This window comes from Paenibacillus agri, assembly GCF_013359945.1.
GTDB classification, from domain to species: Bacteria; Bacillota; Bacilli; order Paenibacillales; family Paenibacillaceae; genus Paenibacillus_AQ; species Paenibacillus_AQ agri.
The window spans coordinates 64,339-82,262 of record NZ_JABWCS010000220.1 but is presented as its reverse complement, the minus strand read 5'-3'; the positions used below and the strand labels follow the sequence as shown (position 1 = coordinate 82,262).

The window sequence follows — 17,924 nt, the reverse complement described above, 5'->3', positions numbered from 1 at the left end:
TCTCCTCCACATGGTTCCTTCGCTATTGCAGCTCGGCTACCGTCACGCCTGCTCCGCCTTCATTATAATTGCCTAGACGGTAGCTCTTAACATTCCGGTGCTTGCGAAGGTAATCATGAATGCCTGACCGCAATACCCCGGTTCCCTTGCCGTGAATAATCGCAATTTGGCCCAGGTTGCCGAGGAACGCCTCGTCGATGAAGCGATCCGTCTCCAGCAGCGCTTCCTCTAGATTGGCCCCGCGCAGATCCAGCTCCCTGCGGATATTCTCGTCGCGCGTACGCTTGACGGTCGTAGCTTGCCGCAGTGGCGTGGGATTGCCCGATTTCTGGGCAGCGACCAGTTCCAGATCATCCAGCTGCACCTTCATCTTCATAATGCCTAGCTGCACTACTGCTTCCTTGGAACCGCTCATTTCCACAACATGACCCTTCTGATTCAGGCTGTAAACCCGCACTTCGTCTCCAGGTCCAATCTGCCTGGGCGGCTTGACCGCTGTGCGGGAAGCTGCTTTCTTGCGCGGCGCGGGCTCAGCTTCATCCAGACGGCGCCGGGCCTCGATCAGCTTATGCTCCTTAACCGAAGCACCTTCCTCCAGCGCCAGCTTGCGCAGATCACTAATGATCTGTTCAGCTTCTTTGCGCGCTTTGTCCAGAATATCGCTGGCTTCCTTCTCGGCCTTCTCCAGACGCTTGTCGCGCTGGCTCTCCAGCTTCTCCAGTTCCTGCTTCTGTTTACTGCGGAACTCCTCGGCTTCACGGCGGATATGCTCCGCCTTCTCCCGCTCGTTCTCCGCGCCAAGGCGGTTCTCTTCGAGGGAAGCGATCATATGCTCTACGCGCAGATCCTCTTCCTTGACCTCGCCGCGCGCATGCTCCAGAATAGCACTCGGCAAGCCGAGGCGCTCTGCTATCGCAAATGCGTTGCTTCGTCCAGGCACGCCGACCAGCAACCGATATGTCGGGCTAAGGCTCTGTACATCAAACTCCATACTGGCGTTGATGACCCCTTTGCGCTCGTAAGCGTAGGCCTTGAGCTCGCTATAGTGGGTAGTCGCCACCATCCGGCATTCCGTCCGGTGGATGTTCTCCAGAATCGCGATAGCCAGCGCCGATCCTTCCGCCGGGTCCGTACCCGCACCGACTTCGTCCAGAAGGATGAGGCTCTTCGGAGTCATTTTGCGCAGTATGGAAATAATATTAGTCATATGGCTGGAGAAGGTACTAAGACTCTGCTCAATACTCTGCTCATCGCCAATGTCAGCATAGATTGCGTCAAACACGCACATCTGGCTGCCTTCCTCCGCCGGGATGAACAGACCAGACATGGACATCAGACTCAGCAGCCCAATCGTCTTCAAGGTCACGGTCTTACCGCCGGTATTTGGTCCGGTAACGATAATCGTGCTGTACTGGTTCCCGAGTTCCACATCCAGCGGCACTACATGCTCTGCCGGGATCAGCGGATGACGCCCCTTGCGCAGCTTGAGGTATCCCCGGTCATTCATTCGCGGCTGGGAAGCCTTCATATCCCGGGCCAGACGAGCTTTGGCAAATATAAAATCCAGTTCGGCCAGAATATCGACATCGTATGTCATCTCTTCCGCGATGTCACCGACCAGAGCCGTTAACCGGTGCAGAATAATCTCCACTTCCCGCTCCTCACGAAGCCGTGTCTCCCGCAGCTTGTTGTTCATCGCCACAATGGATTCAGGCTCAATGAACAGGGTCGCACCGGAACCGGATTGGTCATGCACAATACCACCAAAGTGAGCGCGGTATTCGGCTTTGACCGGAATTACGAATCGGTCGCCGCGGATCGTGACGAGCTGATCCTGCAGCATCTTGGATACCGAGGAGGAGCGGATCATGGAGTCCAGCTTTTCGCGAATTCTGGCCTCGCCCCCGCGCAGCTCGCGGCGGATATTCGCCAGCTCAGGGCTGGCGGAATCCATCACATCAGCATTCTCGTCAATACACGCGCGGATGGCATCTTCTACATGCTTCTGCTCTGACAAAAGATCACTGAGGGCAAACAAAGATTCAACAGCCTCATCCTCATGCATTGCAGCCAAAAAACGCTTGATTCTGCGTGCTCCGCCAATTGTGAAGCCGACAGAAAGCAGTTCATGCGTTCCAAGCAGTCCACCAATAGACGCCCGCTTCAGCGCCGCCTTGATGTCGGTAATTCCGCCAAACGATGGAATGCCCTTCAGACGATCCACGTTGGCAGCTTCATCGGTAGCCTTCAGCAGCAGCTTAACGCCTTCAAAATCACCGGAAGGTCTTAGCTGTTCCGCCATTTCACGCCCCATCGAGGTCTGCGTATATTGCATTAATTTATTTAAAATCTTGCGATATTCAAGCGTATGCAAAATTTTGTCGTCCAATTACAGTCACAACTCCCTTCATAGATGATTCCATTATACCGAATATGGGCGATTTTCGCTATTTGGGTATCGTTTCCCAACATAACAATTCCGTATCCGGGTCATAATAACAACTGCACATATCCTTAGCTTGAGCCAAAGGAGGTTAAACCAGTGAGATTTTTAGGTCATGTAGTCCGTTTTGTTGTATCAGCGATTGTCTTGCTCATCGTCGGCTGGATTGTTCCCCAATTCACCATCGGCGGCTTCTGGAGCGCTTTGGTTCTGGCACTTGTGATTGCCCTGCTTGGCTGGGTGGTCGAAGGGATTTTCGGCAGAAAAGCGACGCCGTTTGGTCGGGGTATTGTCGGTTTTCTCGTCAGCGCGCTAGTTATCTGGATCGCGCAGTTTGTAGTCAGCGGTGTTAGTGTTACCATTCTTGGCGCGATTCTGGCAGCTCTGGTCATCGGTATTATCGACCTGTTCCTGCCGGTATCCACACCGTTTGAAGCTGCTAAATAACGATCGCCTCAAGCGCGAATACAGCCCCCCTCTTCCGGTTACACCGGAGAGGGGGGCTGTTCATATTCGTCCGTAGGACAGGATATTAGCTTCTTGTGGATCAACAGAAGATGTAACGACTCTGTTCTTGCCGGATCTTTTCGCCTGATACAACGCATCATCCGTCTTGCGAAACAACTGTTCCTTACCGTCGCCAAGCTGATAACGGCATAAACCGATACTAACCGTTATAGGATGGCCGCCCGCATAGGGATGCTCCATCTGCTCGATGGTTAACCGCAGCTCCTCTGCTGCACTGTAAGCTTCAGAACAGTTCCGGTCTGTAAAAATAACCGCAAACTCTTCTCCGCCGTAACGCGCCGCAAAATCATTAAGCCCGATCTTCCCGCCCACTTTGGCTGCGACTTCCTTCAGCACCAAATCACCGACCCAATGCCCGTAAGTATCGTTCACCCGCTTGAAGTTATCAATATCAAACAACGCTAGTTGCAGCATTAGCCCGTTGTTCTCACACTGTTCCAGCAAAGAATCAAGGTATTCATGAAAGGTCTTGTGATTGTACAACCCAGTCAGCGCATCAATCTTCAACAGCTTGTCCGAAATAGCCCGCTCTACCAGCAGGCCTTGTTCCGATTTCGTCAGCTGCTCCAAGTATTCCCCGGTTTCCTTCGACCTTATAATCACAGCCCGTGCCATAAGCAAAAAGAGTAAGAAAACAAACTCCATAGCAATAAATTCGAGCAACGGTTTCTTCAAGTACACTCGTTCCAGCCCGAAATATACCGCAGCGTAAAAGAAAATGCTAAAAAGGCCCAATGTGTACAGAAGCTTACGATCAAAATAAATTAACGAAATCATGATCGGCATCATCAGCGCCATCTGGGCACCGTCCACAAAAGGCTCTATTACAAAATAAAATAAATAAGAAATGATAAAACCGCAGCCAACAATGGCTTGCTTGTTATACTGCAAGGTGGAACGCAGCCAAATCTCCGCAGAAGCCACACAAATAACAATCAGGATATTGGAAGCAATGAACAAATAGCCGCTTTCAGTCCCTGGACTACTCTTCAGTCTAAGCTGATCCGCACACAGCACAAAGAGAACTTGGGCGATCAGCATGAAAGCCAACACAATCCAATACCCATTCATTATTTTACGGTGCCAGACCTCCGCATTCAGCGAATCAGTTGCTGCGATCATGTGGATCCCCTACTTCTAACCCATGATATAATAGTTTACATTATAATAAATTTAAATTGTTTTTGCATCATTTATTTGCATTCTTCGACAAATAATTTGCGAAAAATGTCGATTATTATACCTTCAGCACACCTCACTCTGTTCACCAACTTTTCACAACTTTATAGAGCGCTTCCTAAATTTTTAAGTTATGATGTCTACAGAATTGTCACATTTAACCATTCTTCAGGTGAGGGGGAGCAAAATGAAGTCTAAATTTGCACTTTTTCTGGCATTATTCTGTATTCTGATTCTCGCCGCCTGCGCCAATAGCGGGAGCAACGCCGCCGGGAGCAGCACTAACGCTGCAAAGGAACCTGAGATTCAAGCTGAGACCGAACTCGTCATCAAGGCCAAAAACTACAGCTTCGACCAAGAGGAGTACCACCTGAAGAAGGGTGTACCCGTCAAAATTATTTTCGAAAATGAAAGCGGTAATCACGGCATTCTCGTTCCCGAGCTGAATCTGCAACTAAGCGGCAAAAAAAATAAAAAGGTCATCGTCCCGGAGGAAACCGGAACCTTTCAAATGACCTGCTCCATCATGTGCGGCGCCGGCCATACCGGCATGATCGCAAATGTGATCGTCGAGGAGTGAGGACTGGGAGGAGCTGACCAGGTAGAGCCATTAGGTGGGGCGGTTAGGTACTGCGGTTAGGTACTGTGGTTAGGTAGTGCAAAGTGGCGGTAGTATGCAGGAGATAGCGGCTGGGAGAACATCTGCTTGCCTTGGGGCAGCATGAACCTTACGGAAATAACGGGAATTGTTCCTGTTATTTCGTCAAATCAATCCTTATTCCTTATTTTAAATGGAAAAACTCCTGTTATTTCGCACTTTGGACTGCTCTTTTGCTCCAATATGCGATATTAACGGGAGTTTTTCCAGTTAATCTTCACAAACTGCATGTAATCCTTAATTTAACAGGAGAAATTCCAGTTATTCTACTATAGACTGCTGAAGCGCCTGCTTGAGGAGAGCTAGTTACTACTCTCACTTACTACTCTCACTTACTACTCCCACTTATTGCTCCTACTTACTACTCTCACTTATTACTCCTACTTACTACTCTCGCTTATTACTCCCACTTACTACTCTCACTTATTACTCCCACTTACTACTCTCACTTATTACTCCCAGTTACTACTCTCACTTATTACTCCCAGTTACTACTCTCACTTATCACACTCAGTCACTACAGTCTATTTACCGTAGTTGGTCTCTTCAGCAGACAATCCAGTTTATTTCCCATCAGCAAATTTCTGCGAGAGGATAATCTCCTTCAGCTTCTCGGTCCCAAATCCTCCTGGGTGAATGGCATTAGCTTCTGGATAAAAGACCATCCGCAGTGAGGTGCCATCCTGGAGATGAACACGCAGAAAAATCCGCCACTCATTCTTCGTGCGGCTTGTTACAGCATAAATCTCCTTAAAATCAGATGCCCTTATGCTTAACAACTCTTCTTCAAAGACCTTCGCTGCCTCAGGATCAAAATCCCTGATCCAACTTCCGTCATTCCCACTCTCAATACTGACTTTACTAATCTTCCCCCCAATATCGAGTAAATCGCCAATAGTCTGCGCTTGGGGATTGTCGCTCACTTCATAGATAGAATGGTTAGCCACCACCCGAAACTCTGGCCGGTATCCTTTCAGTTCATAAATCTCAGTGCCAACTGGCAGAAAAGCTGCATCTCCATTCACCGTGATATGGCCAGAACAAGCATTGTCGTTCAGCATGTAGGCTACCTCCCCTACCTTTTTGCCGATCTGATCAGCTTTAACCTCTTGTGTACCTTCATAATTCCGCTCGTATTTGATATCGTTGATCATCAAGATATCTACCCATTCGATAATAGCGTAAGAACAGTTTTGTTCTCGTTTTTGATTGTTATTTTGTTTATAGTCCCTTTTGGGCTCGAATGTTGTATTCGGCTCCGCTCCCTCAGCAGTCTCCTCCGCGGCTTTCAACCCGGCAGAAGCAGTTGATGTAGAAGCATTTCCCTTCTCCACATCCCCACAGCCTGTAATCAGCAGAACCAGTATGGCTGGTAGCAGCACTAAATTACGCTTTAGTTTCATCGGTATCACCTCGTTCTTCAGACGACTCGAAGCTGGACAAAGTTGCAGAATATGGAAGTGAATTTCTTTGTTTCTCTAAAAAAGCCGGCCCCGCACGCTTACGCGTTGGGACCGGCTTTTCTACCTTCATCCGTTATTCAACTGTCCTGCTCGATCAGTTGAATCCATTCATTATATTCAAGCTGCAGCTTGGAATATTCCGCCTGCAGGCTACGATATTCCTGATTGAGCTTGTCCAATTCGTCCTGATTAACCTGGGACTGAATCTGGAGCAAACGGAGTTGGCCTTGCACCAGCTCGTAATGCTCCCCAACCTCGTTCAGCTGCGCCAGTACCGTGCTATGCTCTTGATGTGCCGCTTCCCGCTTCGCCTCAGCCTCTGTGGCCTCCTGCTGCCAGATCTCGATCTCCTCGCGCAGCTTGGCTTCCGCCTCGGCCCACTGCTGCTGACGCGCTGCCAGCTCATCATATCTGTGCTTCCAGGAAGCTCCGTACTCCTGAGCTTCTTTTAGCACATTCTGCTGCTCGGCTGCCGCAGCCGCCGCTTCGCGACCGGCCTCAGACAGCTCTTCGAGGCGGACCGCCATCTCCTCGCGTTCCTCCTCCAGCAGACGGTATCGCTCTTGAAGACGCTCCCCGTCCTGAAGAACTTCATCATACTGTGAGATCATGTCCTCATAACGGACTTGCAATGCTGCCAGATCCTTGCGCACTTGCTCTCCCTCGCCGATCAGCACTCCGTTTTGCCGCTCTGCTTCCGCACGCCGGGTAACTTCGTCATCTAGCTTGTTCACCAAGCTGTTCAACTGGCCTCGCAGGTTCTCGGTTTCGCGGTTTAGCCCCTGAGCCTTGTCCTCTGTCTCCAGGAGACTCATTTCCAGCTCATTGATTTCATCCATACGCTTCTCAGCAAGCCCTCTATAAGAAACCGCCTCACTCACAGCACGGTCAAGCTCTTGCTGTACCTGGCTCAGACTGTCACCAGTTTCCCCCAGGGAGGTTCGCAGATCCGAAGCTTCCTTCACCGAAAGATCATAACGTTCGCTCAGCTCCTCCAGTTCCGAATTCAGCACCTCGCCAAGCTCTGTTGTCGAACGCAGTTCTTCTTGGACACGGAGCAAGCTGTTCTTAGCTTCTTCCAGAGCATCCTGCAGCACTGTCACTTCATTCTGTGACGTAGTATAACGCTGACGCAACTCTTCCAATTCAGCGTCCAGCATCTCGCCAAGATCAGTTGAAGACTGAAGTTCGTTCTGAAGCTGGCTCAGACTGCCCTTGGATTCTTGCAGATCATCACGGAGCCCCGTGATCTCCTCTTGTGAATCAGCATGGCGCTGGCGTAGCTCTTTCAGCTCAGTATTGAAGACTGCACCCTGTTCGTTCGCTGTGCTTAATGCTTCCTGCACTGAACTAAGATTGCTCTCGGCTTCCTCAAGAGAACTTTGTAGCTCCTTAACTTCCTCTTGCGAAGCTACATGGCGCTGGCGTAGTTCTTCCAGCTCACCATCCAGCATCTCGCTTAGCTCCGTTGACGAGCGCAGCTCTTCCTGCACACTGCTCAGGCTGCCCTTGGATTCTTGCAGTTCTTCACGGAGCCCCGCAATCTCCTCTTGTGAAGCGGCATGAAGCTGCTGCAGCTCCTTCAGCTCAGTATCCAAGACTTCGCCCAGCTCGCTCGCTGTGCTCAATTCTTCCTGCACCGCTCTCAAGTTCTCTTCAGCTTCCTCAAGAGAACCACGCAGTTCCTTAACTTCCTCTTGCGAATCAGCATGGAGCTGGCGCAGCTCCTTAACTTCCTCTTGTGAAGCTACATGAAGCTGCTGCAGCTCCTTCAGCTCAGTATCCAAAACTTCGCCCAGCTCGCTGGCTGTGCTCAATTCTTCCTGCACCGCTCTCAAGTTCCCCTCAGCTTCCTCAAGAGAACCACGCAGCTTCTTAACCTCTTCTTGTGAATCAGCATGGCGCTGGCGCAGCTCTTTAACTTCCTCTTGTGAAGCGGCATGAAGCTGCTGCAGCTCCTTCAATTCTCTGTCCAAGATCTCACCCAGCTCGCTCGCTGTGCTCAATTCTTCCTGCACCGCTCTCAAGTTACTCTCAGCTTCCTCAAGAGAATCGCTTAGCTCTTTAACCTTCTCTTGTGAAGCAGTAAGAAGTTCCCGCAGCTCCTTAACTTCCTCTTGTGAAGCAACATGAAGCTGGCGCAGCTCTTCCAGCTCAGTGTCCAACATCTCGCCCAGCTCCGTGGACGAGCGCAGTTCTGCCTGCACATGGCTCACGCTGTTTTTAGCCTCTTCCAGAGCCTCACGGAACACCGCGACCTCCTCTTGCGAAGCGGTATGGCGCTGGCGTAGTTCTTTCAGCTCAACATCCAAGGCTTCACCTATCTCGTTGGCCGTGCGCAATTCTCCTTGAACTGCGCTCAGATTGCTCTCAGCTTCCTCAAGGGATCCGCGCAGCACTGTAACCTCATTCTGCGAGGCTTCATAACGCTGACGCACTTCTTCCAGCTCAGCGTCCAGCATCTCACCCAGTTCGTTAGCTGTACGCAGTTCTGCCTGAACAGCACTTAAGCTGCTCTCAGCCTCTTCAAGTGAGCCTCGCAGCACTGCAACTTCATTTTGCGAGGAATCATAGCGCTGACGCACTTCTTCCAGTTCGCCACTAAGCGTCTCGCTAAGCGCTGTTGCAGTCTGAAGCTCTCCGCTGAGCTGTTCCTCGCGCTTGACAATAACTTCATATTGTTCCAGCAAAGTAAGACGCGCTTCTCGTTCGCTCTTGACTCCAGCTTCCGCAGCCCGCAGTCTGGACTGAAGCTGTCCAGTACCGCCGCGCAGTTCGGCCAATTGCTTCTCCAGCTCCTGCATGCTCTGCTTGTGCCTGTGCTCCTGAGCTCCCTGTGTCTGGCGCAGCTCCTTGTTCTTAGCCTGTTCCTTATCAAGCTCAACCTTTGTATCTTCAAGCTCCTTGCCCAGCGTCGATTTGGCTTCTTCTAACGCTTGGCCAAGCTGAGTCTTCGTATCCTCTAGCTCCTTACCAAGCGCAGTCTTCGTATCTGCCAATTCCTGACCAAGAAGCGCTCGAACTTCTTCCAGCTCTTTGCCAAGGGATTCTCGGGTTGCCGCAAGCTCTTTATCGGCAACGGCCAGTGCCTCCACTTTCTCCTGCACCAGGGCCTCTTGAATGCCCTCCAGTTCGAGAAGATGTGTAGCCTTCAGATCTTCAACCTCTGCCAGACGTGCAGCTTCTGCCTCGGCCAGCTCCTGGCGGTGGCTCTCCCGCTGGGCCTTCTGTTCCTGCTCATAGCCAGCCTTCAAGTCCTTAAGCTCCTGCTCACGGGACTGAAGATCCTCTGTCAGCTTGCGCCGGACGTCATCGGCAGCCTGCTCCGCTTCCTGCAGCTGCTGAAGATGCAGGGCTTTCTCCTGCTCCTGTGCTTCCAAATGCCGTTTGCGCTCTTCCTCCGCCGTAGCGATCAGCCGCTTCGCCTCTTCCTTGGCGGCAGCATCCAGACGTTCATACTCCTCCTGCCGTTCCCGCTGCACCTCCAGCAGGCGCGAAACCTCCACCCGCAGTTCGCTGCGTTCCCCGGTCAGCATTTTCACTTCGTTCTTAATGTCCTGCACCTGAAGCGCCTGCTCGGCCATATGTACAGCAGCAAGCACAGCAATGCGCGGTGTATCCAGCCGGTTATGGGATTTAGAGATTGCACGCATGTGTTCATCCACATAGTCTGCAACCTGTTTCATATATTCACTACTGCTTCCTACAAGTTTATAAGAAGTTCCGTATATCTCCACGGCGACACGTGTCCGGTCCATAGCCACAGGTTGTGCCCTCCTTTATATATGTGCAGATTCTAAGCTGGTCTCCCTGCTTCCATTGTATCTGTATAGTTAATCATTTAGCAAAAATGATGCTCGAATCAGTAGATTGAACCGGGATTCCGCATGTTTGCTGCATGAAAAAAAGCCGCGGCGAATCTCGGTTTCTAATGGATTCGCTGCGGCTTTACACAATTCCTGCTACTTTCTCAATTCTGCGCCAAAAGTTTGCTGAAGCTCGGATAGTACTTTATCATGCACTTCTGCAACCTCTTCATCCGTCAAAGTATGTTCATTATGACGGTACACCAGAGAGATAGCCACGCTCTTCTTCCCACTCTCCAGCTTGCCGCCGGTATAGAGATCAAATACCTGTACGTTCTGTAGCAGGCTTCCTCCGTTCTCACGGATGGAATCCATCAATTGACCAGCTGGTACAGCTGTGTCTACAACCACCGCGATATCCCGCTCTACTCCTGGGAATCTTGGCAGTTCATGATATTGCAGCTTATTCCGGGCCGCTTCATACAGCGGCTGCAGCGAAACTTCAGCGACATAAGTATCGGTCAGATCAAGCTTACGCTGCAGGTCGGGGTGAAGCTGGCCCAGCGTTCCGATTCTAACTGCTCCTTCAGGTCCTTTCAGAAGGATCGAAGCAGAGCGTCCCGGGTGATAGCCTTCCGGCGCATCCCCTTCATAGACCACTCGGCCAGTAAGCCCCAAGTGGTCGAAGACGGTCTCAAGAGCACCCTTCAGGTCGAAGAAGTCAACCGGTTGCACTGGCACGTTCCATTGTTTAGCAGCGCGCGTTCCGCTCAGCAGTAAACCAAGCATCGGCAACTCATGAGGTTGACGAGTCAGCACTTCTTCTTCCGTGTAGAACACATTTCCGATCTCAAACAGTGCCAGATCGCTTTGGCGGCGATTTGTATTGTATCCGGCAATATCAAGCAACTGAGGCAGAAGGCTGGTTCGCAGCACACTGCGCTCTTCGCTCATCGGCATCGCCAGCTTCACAGCCAGGCCCTCACCGGTCAACGCAGGAAACAGCTTGCTTTGTTCCGGCTGAATGAAGGAGTAGCCCAGCACCTCTTGGTAACCGCCATGCGATAGCAGACGGCGGACTTCACGACGAATCGCTTGTGATCTGGTCAAGGTTCCAGGAGTGGTAGGACCTTCAATCGGCGTTGTAGGGATATTACCGTACCCGTAGAGACGAGCGATTTCTTCAATAAGATCCACATCATAGCTGATATCACCGCGTCTTGTAGGCACTTGCACCTCGATCAGCCCTTGTGCGGCATCACCGCATTTGAAATGCAGCCGTCCGAACAATGTTTTGACTTCCAGCAGGGACAAGTCTGTACCAAGGTAACGGTTCAGCTTATCCAGCGACAGCGTGAGGACCTTCTCTTCCACAACGTCAGTTCCTGCTTGAATGATTCCTTCATGCACCGTACCACCTGCATACTTGGCAATAAGCGCTGCTGCACGGTTAAGAGCCGGAATAACTCTATTCGGGTCCACTTCTTTCTCAAAACGCAGCGAGGCTTCGGAACGAAGGCCAAGCTGGCGTGAAGTTTTGCGGACCGTGCCGCCGTCAAACTTGGCCGATTCCAGCACGATATTCACGGTGCTACCCGTGACTTCGGTCTCCAAACCGCCCATCACTCCAGCAAGCGCCACGGCTTTTGCCGCGTCGGTAATTACCAGCATATGCGGCTCCAGCTTCCGCTCTTGCCCGTCCAGTGTGGTCAGCACTTCGTCTTCATCCGCAAGACGCACGCCAAGGATGCCTCCATCAATGGTATCCGCATCAAAAGCATGCAACGGCTGTCCGTATTCAAGCATCACGTAGTTAGTAATATCCACGATATTGTTGATAGGACGCACACCTGCTGCCATCAGACGGTTCTGAATCCAGAGCGGGGAAGCAGCGGGCTTAACACCTGTAATGTATCGTGCAGTATAATGGCTGCACAGTTCTTCATTAAGAATTCGAACGGAAATATCATTCGCGGCAGAACCACCCGCCTCCACGATATCCTTCTCTGGCTGTGGAAGCTTCAGCTCACGGCCAAGAATTGCACTTACCTCGTAAGCAGCACCAATCATGCTGAGACAGTCGGAACGGTTCGGTGTCAGGTCAAACTCCAGCACCTCGTCGTTCAGATCTAGCACCTTGGTAATATCCAGACCAATTTCCGTAGATTCCGGAAGTACAAGAATGCCTTCCTGTAATTCCTTCGGCAACAGCTTGTCATTCAGGCCCAGCTCTTTGGCGGAACAGATCATCCCTTGGGACAACACGCCGCGCAGCTTCGCTTTCTTGATCACAAGTCCCGGTAGCTTTGCGCCTACAAGCGCAACAGGAACCTTTTGTCCGGCTTCGACGTTCTTCGCGCCGCAGACGATTTGCAGATCTTCGCCCTGTCCGGCGTCAACGATGCAGACATTCAATTTGTCCGCGTCCGGATGTTTTTCTTTAGATTTGACATAGCCGGTAACAATGCCGGTAATGCCTTTATTACGATTTTCCACACCGTCGATCTCGATGCCTGCAGCCGTAATCTTCTCAGCCAGCTCATCGGCGGTTACTCCATCCAGCGATATATAATCACTCAACCATGACGTTGATACTTTCATTTCGGCTCACTTCCTCTTAATTCAATGTATTTATTGCCTACAGTCCCTTGAACTGCTTCACAAAGCTCATGTCATTATTATAGAAATGACGGATGTCATCAATTCCGTACTTGAGCATTGCTATCCGCTCTACGCCCATACCGAACGCGAAACCGCTGAATTCCTCAGGGTCATAACCACCCATACGCAGTACATTCGGATGCACCATTCCTGCACCAAGGATTTCTAGCCAGCCACTTTGCTTGCATAGACGGCAGCCTTCGCCGCCACATTTGAAGCAGCTCACGTCTACCTCAACGCTTGGCTCTGTGAACGGGAAGAAGCTTGGACGCAGGCGAATGCCTGTGCTTGGCCCGAACATTTCCTGTACGAATTGTTGAAGTGTGCCCTTCAGGTCGCTCATACGGATATTCCGTCCGATCACCAGACCTTCAATCTGATGGAACTGGAAGGAGTGGGTTGCATCATCATCATCGCGGCGGAATACTTTGCCGGGACAAATGATTTTTACCGGAGCTTCTCCCTTCATGGCTTGCATGGTGCGGATCTGTACCGGAGAAGTCTGGGTGCGCATGAGCAGGTCTTCTGTCAAGTAGAAGGAGTCCTGCATATCACGTGCCGGATGGTTCTTCGGCAGGTTGAGCGCCTCAAAGTTATAATAATCCGTCTCCACTTCAGGACCTTCAGCCACACGATAGCCCATGCCGATGAAAATATCTTCGATCCCCTGCACCACTCTGCTGAGCGGGTGAATTCCGCCCTGCGGCAAACGGCGTCCTGGCAGTGTAACATCCACTTTCTCCGCTTGCAGACGGTTTTGCGTCTCCTGCTGTTGGAAAACTTCCTGCTTGGTTCCGATAATCTCTTCAATCGCACCCCGGACGATGTTGGCAACTTGCCCGATAACCGGACGTTCTTCGGCGCTCAAGCTGCCCATGCCGCGCAGCACCTCTGTCAGTTCACCTTTTTTCCCCAGGTATTTCACGCGCAAGTCATTAAGTACCTGCGGGTCTGAGACCTCCTGCAGCTTCGCCAGCGCCTCAGCCTTCAATGCTTCCAACTTTTCTTTCATGGCCGTGTACAGCCCCCTTCAATCATTGTGTAGTCAGCCAAGCCAACAAAAAAAGGCCTTTCCTCCCGGTAAGGGACGAAAAGACCGTGGTACCACCCTTGTTAGACAGCATAGCCTGTTTCGTTGAAGAGTATAATCTACACCCTTCACTAACAACAGCCCTGTCTCACTTTATGCAGAAGTAACGGTCTGCGGCCGGTATCCCCTACCCATTTCCAGAGAGCTGAGCCTCTTAGATAATTTCAGGGAACTGCTCCGGAGTGAACTTCAGCAGCTCTGCATCCTTAGAAACGCTCTCAATCACCGGCGTCTCCTCCCTGTAAGTCAGGCACTGCGTACTCTTCTCCATCACTGCATTTGGCAGTTCTTTCAAATGTGCATTGATCTTTCCCTATGAAAAGATATGTCACTTTATTATATGCAAATTCATTGGCATTGGCAAGCCGGACAAATTTGGGCAAATCTTTATCTTCCTTTAAGCTGGCTTTAAGGTTCATGGCCGGTTTGGGCAACAATTTTCAGCTAGCATTCAGCCACATTTGATATTTTCAGGCGACAGCAAGCAATGATCCAGAAATTTAACGATTAAACGGAGGACAATGATGAAAAAGAAGAAAGTAGCACTACTGTCCATTGGGGCAGCGGCTGTCGTAACAGCTGGACTGCTGGTTTATGCCTATCTGCCTGACAAAAGCAACGCTTTAGCAGAAATCCCCCTCAATACGGCTGCTGTCACGAAAGGCGACATTGTGGTGAGTGTTACCGGTGCAGGATCTGTCACAGCTCCCCGTACGGGCAAAGTTAAAACCAAGGACTCCGGCAAAGTCTTGAAGGTGCTGGTCAAGGAAGGCGATGTCGTCAAGAAGGGACAGACTCTGATTACGTTCGAAGGAGCAGACCTCAGTGATAACCTCCGGCAGGAAAAAAACAACCTTGCCAATCTCGAGCTTGACCTCGAAGACAAGCGAGAACAGTATCACAAGCTGGCTGATAGCGGTGCTCCAGAGGATCAAGTAAAAAGCTCCAAACGTTCGCTTGATAAAGCAAAGACAGATATCGAGAATCAGAAGTATAAAGTTGCCTCTGTGGAGGAATCCATGGTGCCGCCTGCTCCACTGACTGCAACGATTGACGGAACCGTTACGGCGGTAAATATTTCGGATGGTGAAAAAGCCATGGATGGCTCGGAACTGATCGACATTACCGATTATTCCAATCTCAGTGCTGTCGTTCAGGTTGATGAGCTGGACGTTCCATCCATCGAGCTTGGTATGCCGGCCACCATTAAGCTGGACGCTTTGCCGGATAAGAAGTATCAGGGAAAGGTGAGCGCTATTGCTAATGAAGGCACCAGCTCCAATGGTGTGTCTCTGTTCGATGTCACGGTTGATCTAACAGACTCCAAGGGAGCACGTGCAGGAATGTCAGCGGAAGTATCCATTACCACGGCTGAGAAAAAGGATGTCCTAACCGTGCCCATTGAAGCAGTCCGGGATAGAAACGGCACCTACATGGTCGCCGTACCGGCAACCTCTGGAGAGGTCGGCACCGGGGTAGATCCCGGGACCGCAGGTACAGGGCAAGTTCCCGGTAGTGCAGGCGGCGCAGCTCCCGGAACAGAAGGTAGCAGTGCCGATTCGGGCAGTACCCCTGGAGCAGGGGGCCGTGGCGGCTTTGGCGGTGCAGGCAGTGGAACCGGGGCTTACGGCGGCGGTGCCCGAGGCACCCGCGGAGGCATGGGGCAAGCCGGTAAAGCAGGAACTGGAGCTGGCACAACACCTGCCCAACGAATGATCACTGTTGAAGTAGGCCTGCATGACGAGAGTCGCATGGAAATTACCAGCGGCCTTAAAGAAGGAGATCAGGTCGTTATTCCAACCGTCATTTCTTCCGGTAATAGCGCAGCAGCTCAGCAAGGTCAAGGCGGCGGTAGCTTTGGTGGTTTCGGCGGCTTTGGCGGCGGTGCGACTGGCGGTATCCCAGGGACTGGTGGCTTCGGTGCAGGCGGAAGAAACGGCGGTGGTGGCTTTGGCGGCTCTGGCGGAGCCGGGACTGGTACGGGCAGTGCTGGTACAGGCGGTGGCGGTACAGGGACTCGGGGTGGCGGTCAATGAGTACATCAGGCACGCTAATCGAGGTCAGTGACATGAGTCATGGCTATACTATGGCTGGTGAGCGGATGACTATCCTGAAGAACCTGTCGTTTACGATAGACTTTGGCGAGTTCGTAGCGATTATCGGCCCTTCCGGTTCCGGCAAGTCCACACTTATGAACATGCTCGGCTGCCTGGATGTTTCGGATACAGGCAGCTACCTTCTAGACGGACAAGAGATCCGCAAGCTATCCGACAACAAGCTCGCAGCCATACGTAACGAGAAGATCGGCTTTATTTTTCAGAGCTTCAATCTGCTTCCGAAGCTCTCGGCGGTGGAGAATGTGGAGCTTCCGCTCGTTTACCGGGGAATATCACACCGGCAACGACGGCAGCTTGCCGAGGATGCTTTGACCAAGGTCGGTCTGGGTGACCGCATGCACCATCGGCCAGCCGAACTGTCCGGCGGACAGCAGCAGCGGGTGGCTATCGCGCGGGCGATGGCCGGCTCCCCGCCTATCCTGCTTGCCGACGAGCCTACCGGGGCGCTCGACACCCGGACCGGCAAGGAAGTGATGGGAATGATCAGACAACTGAACGAGCAAGGCCATACGATTATCCTGATTACACATGACCTGGAGATCGCCGAACAGGCCAACCGCATCATACGCATACAGGATGGCAATCTCGTAGAAGATCGGAGGAAGGCGTAGGTGAAGTTATTTCAAAGCATGAGAATGGCATTAAAAAGCATCTACAGCAGCAAGGTCCGCTCTCTGCTCACCATGCTGGGAATTATAATCGGCGTCTCTTCCGTCATTATTCTCGTATCCGTAGGCCAGGGCACCACCTCACAAATAACCGAGCAGTTGAATGGACTAGGGACCAATCAATTGACTGTCAATATTACCGGACGCGGAGCAACCACCTCTCTCACCTACGATGAAGCGCTGGCGCTGGGCGATATACCAGGTGTCAAGGATGTCGCACCAGTAATCAGCGGCAATGTGACAGCCAAGCATAATACGGATAATGTTAGTGTCTCTGTGGAAGGCATTACGCCTTCCTATGAGGATGTGAAGGATTTTCACGTCCAATCCGGACGTTTTCTGCTGGATATTGATACCCAGTATCGGCAAAAGGTGGCTCTGATCGGCTCCAGTACAGCGAATGATTTGTTCGGAACAGATAGTCCTGTCGGGCAGACGGTCCAGTTAAATGGCATCAGCTACAAAATCGTCGGCTTGCTGGAAACCAAGGGCAGCAGCCTTGGGGGCTCCAACGACGACAAGATCCTGATTCCGATCTCTACAGCAGAACGCCAGCTGCAAAGCAAAGGCGTGCGCTCCATTACGATTGCTACCACTTCAGCAGATACAGTAGCTACGGTTAAGAGTCGGCTTGAAGGCATTTTGGCCGCTAAATTCAGCAATGCTACCAATGCCTACACCGTATTCGACTCCCAGCAAATGCTGGATACAGTCAATTCTACAACTAATACCCTGTCGATGGCGCTCGCTGGCATCGCCGGAATCTCGCTCTTGGTTGGTGGCATCGGCATCATGAACATTATGATCGTATCCGTTAACGAACGAACACGAGAGATTGGCGTTCGCAAAGCGATTGGAGCCAAGAAGCTCGATATTCTGGCCCAGTTTATGATCGAATCCGTTGTCCTTAGTGGCCTCGGCGGGATCATCGGCGTAGGAATTGGAGTTGGGGGTAGCTGGCTGCTCGGCCACTATTCCCCGCTTTCGGTATCCATCGCCTGGAATATGGTGCTGGTATCGTTCCTCTTTTCCCTGTTGATCGGTGTGGTCTTCGGAATGATGCCCGCGAATAAGGCAGCAAGACTGCGGCCGATTCATGCACTTCGTGTTGATTAAGCATATGCAAGGCCTAAAGACTTATCAGGTCGACTGTCACCTCCCACAATTATGGGTAGGTGGCAGTTTTTTGTGTTGAAAACTATGTACTAGGTCTCAGAATCCGGAATATGAATAAGGCAACAGGCCCCTCAATATTTTTGGAACTTTGAGCAGATGAAACTATGAATGCTTTATGTTTTCTACAAATCTTAC

Annotated in this window: 11 protein-coding genes and 1 other annotated feature; of the genes, 5 read left to right on the top strand and 6 right to left on the bottom strand. The window is 51.5% G+C overall.

Features of this window, described 5'->3' with window-relative positions:
* Positions 1-22 precede the first annotated feature (22 nt).
* Positions 23-2,389, bottom strand: a complete 2,367-nt coding sequence (locus tag HPT30_RS25530) for an endonuclease MutS2 (protein WP_175374119.1) — start codon at positions 2,387-2,389, stop codon at positions 23-25.
* A gap of 153 nt (positions 2,390-2,542) precedes the next feature.
* Here HPT30_RS25530 and HPT30_RS25525 point away from each other — a divergent pair, with 153 nt between their 5' ends.
* Positions 2,543-2,890 (top strand): phage holin family protein, encoded by a 348-nt coding sequence (locus HPT30_RS25525; RefSeq protein WP_175374118.1) that lies wholly within the window; start codon positions 2,543-2,545, stop codon positions 2,888-2,890.
* Between the two features lie 60 nt (positions 2,891-2,950).
* Here HPT30_RS25525 and HPT30_RS25520 read toward each other — a convergent pair whose 3' ends face one another.
* Entirely contained in the window at positions 2,951-4,093 is a 1,143-nt protein-coding gene (locus HPT30_RS25520) for a GGDEF domain-containing protein (RefSeq protein WP_175374117.1), read from the bottom strand.
* Between the two features lie 244 nt (positions 4,094-4,337).
* Between HPT30_RS25520 and HPT30_RS25515 the strand changes: the two genes are divergently transcribed.
* Positions 4,338-4,730 (top strand): cupredoxin domain-containing protein, encoded by a 393-nt coding sequence (locus tag HPT30_RS25515; protein WP_175374116.1) that lies wholly within the window; start codon positions 4,338-4,340, stop codon positions 4,728-4,730.
* Between the two features lie 641 nt (positions 4,731-5,371).
* Here HPT30_RS25515 and HPT30_RS25510 read toward each other — a convergent pair.
* The 4 genes from HPT30_RS25510 to pheS all read right to left on the bottom strand — a co-directional run bounded on the left by HPT30_RS25510 (position 5,372) and on the right by pheS (position 13,750).
* Positions 5,372-6,211: a hypothetical protein gene (locus tag HPT30_RS25510; RefSeq protein ID WP_175374115.1), complete on the bottom strand. Its 840-nt coding sequence runs from the start codon at positions 6,209-6,211 to the stop codon at positions 5,372-5,374.
* A 137-nt stretch (positions 6,212-6,348) separates the two neighbouring features.
* On the bottom strand, positions 6,349-10,029 hold the full coding sequence (gene zapA / locus HPT30_RS25505; RefSeq protein WP_246317467.1) for a cell division protein ZapA: 3,681 nt from the start codon (positions 10,027-10,029) through the stop codon (positions 6,349-6,351).
* Between the two features lie 204 nt (positions 10,030-10,233).
* A complete protein-coding gene (gene pheT, locus HPT30_RS25500) occupies positions 10,234-12,678 on the bottom strand; it encodes a phenylalanine--tRNA ligase subunit beta (protein ID WP_175374113.1) in 2,445 nt (814 codons plus the stop codon).
* A gap of 37 nt (positions 12,679-12,715) precedes the next feature.
* Positions 12,716-13,750: a phenylalanine--tRNA ligase subunit alpha gene (gene pheS / locus HPT30_RS25495; protein WP_175374112.1), complete on the bottom strand. Its 1,035-nt coding sequence runs from the start codon at positions 13,748-13,750 to the stop codon at positions 12,716-12,718.
* Positions 13,751-13,818: 68 nt separating this feature from the next.
* Positions 13,819-14,111: a binding site (T-box leader), on the bottom strand.
* Positions 14,112-14,349: 238 nt separating this feature from the next.
* On the opposite strand from pheS, the gene HPT30_RS30510 reads away from it, so the two are divergent.
* From HPT30_RS30510 to HPT30_RS25475, 3 genes are read left to right on the top strand one after another with little or no spacing between them, the layout of a single operon-like run.
* Complete coding sequence (locus tag HPT30_RS30510) at positions 14,350-15,864, top strand: efflux RND transporter periplasmic adaptor subunit (protein ID WP_175374110.1); 1,515 nt, start codon at positions 14,350-14,352, stop codon at positions 15,862-15,864.
* Complete coding sequence (locus HPT30_RS25480) at positions 15,861-16,556, top strand: ABC transporter ATP-binding protein (protein WP_175374109.1); 696 nt, start codon at positions 15,861-15,863, stop codon at positions 16,554-16,556. Before HPT30_RS30510 ends, HPT30_RS25480 begins: the two co-directional genes overlap by 4 nt.
* Positions 16,557-17,729: an ABC transporter permease gene (locus HPT30_RS25475; protein WP_175374108.1), complete on the top strand. Its 1,173-nt coding sequence runs from the start codon at positions 16,557-16,559 to the stop codon at positions 17,727-17,729. It abuts the gene before it with no gap.
* Positions 17,730-17,924 lie beyond the last annotated feature (195 nt).

What these genes read in the sequence shown, in the direction of transcription:
- HPT30_RS25520 (WP_175374117.1), bottom strand. Translation starts at nt 4,093, where the DNA reads ATGATCGCAGCAACTGATTCGCTGAATGCGGAGGTCTGGCACCGTAAA.
- HPT30_RS25515 (WP_175374116.1), top strand. Translation starts at nt 4,338, where the DNA reads ATGAAGTCTAAATTTGCACTTTTTCTGGCATTATTCTGTATTCTGATT.
- HPT30_RS25510 (WP_175374115.1), bottom strand. Translation starts at nt 6,211, where the DNA reads ATGAAACTAAAGCGTAATTTAGTGCTGCTACCAGCCATACTGGTTCTG.
- zapA (WP_246317467.1), bottom strand. Translation starts at nt 10,029, where the DNA reads ATGGACCGGACACGTGTCGCCGTGGAGATATACGGAACTTCTTATAAA.
- pheT (WP_175374113.1), bottom strand. Translation starts at nt 12,678, where the DNA reads ATGAAAGTATCAACGTCATGGTTGAGTGATTATATATCGCTGGATGGA.
- pheS (WP_175374112.1), bottom strand. Translation starts at nt 13,750, where the DNA reads ATGAAAGAAAAGTTGGAAGCATTGAAGGCTGAGGCGCTGGCGAAGCTG.
- HPT30_RS30510 (WP_175374110.1), top strand. Translation starts at nt 14,350, where the DNA reads ATGATGAAAAAGAAGAAAGTAGCACTACTGTCCATTGGGGCAGCGGCT.
- HPT30_RS25480 (WP_175374109.1), top strand. Translation starts at nt 15,861, where the DNA reads ATGAGTACATCAGGCACGCTAATCGAGGTCAGTGACATGAGTCATGGC.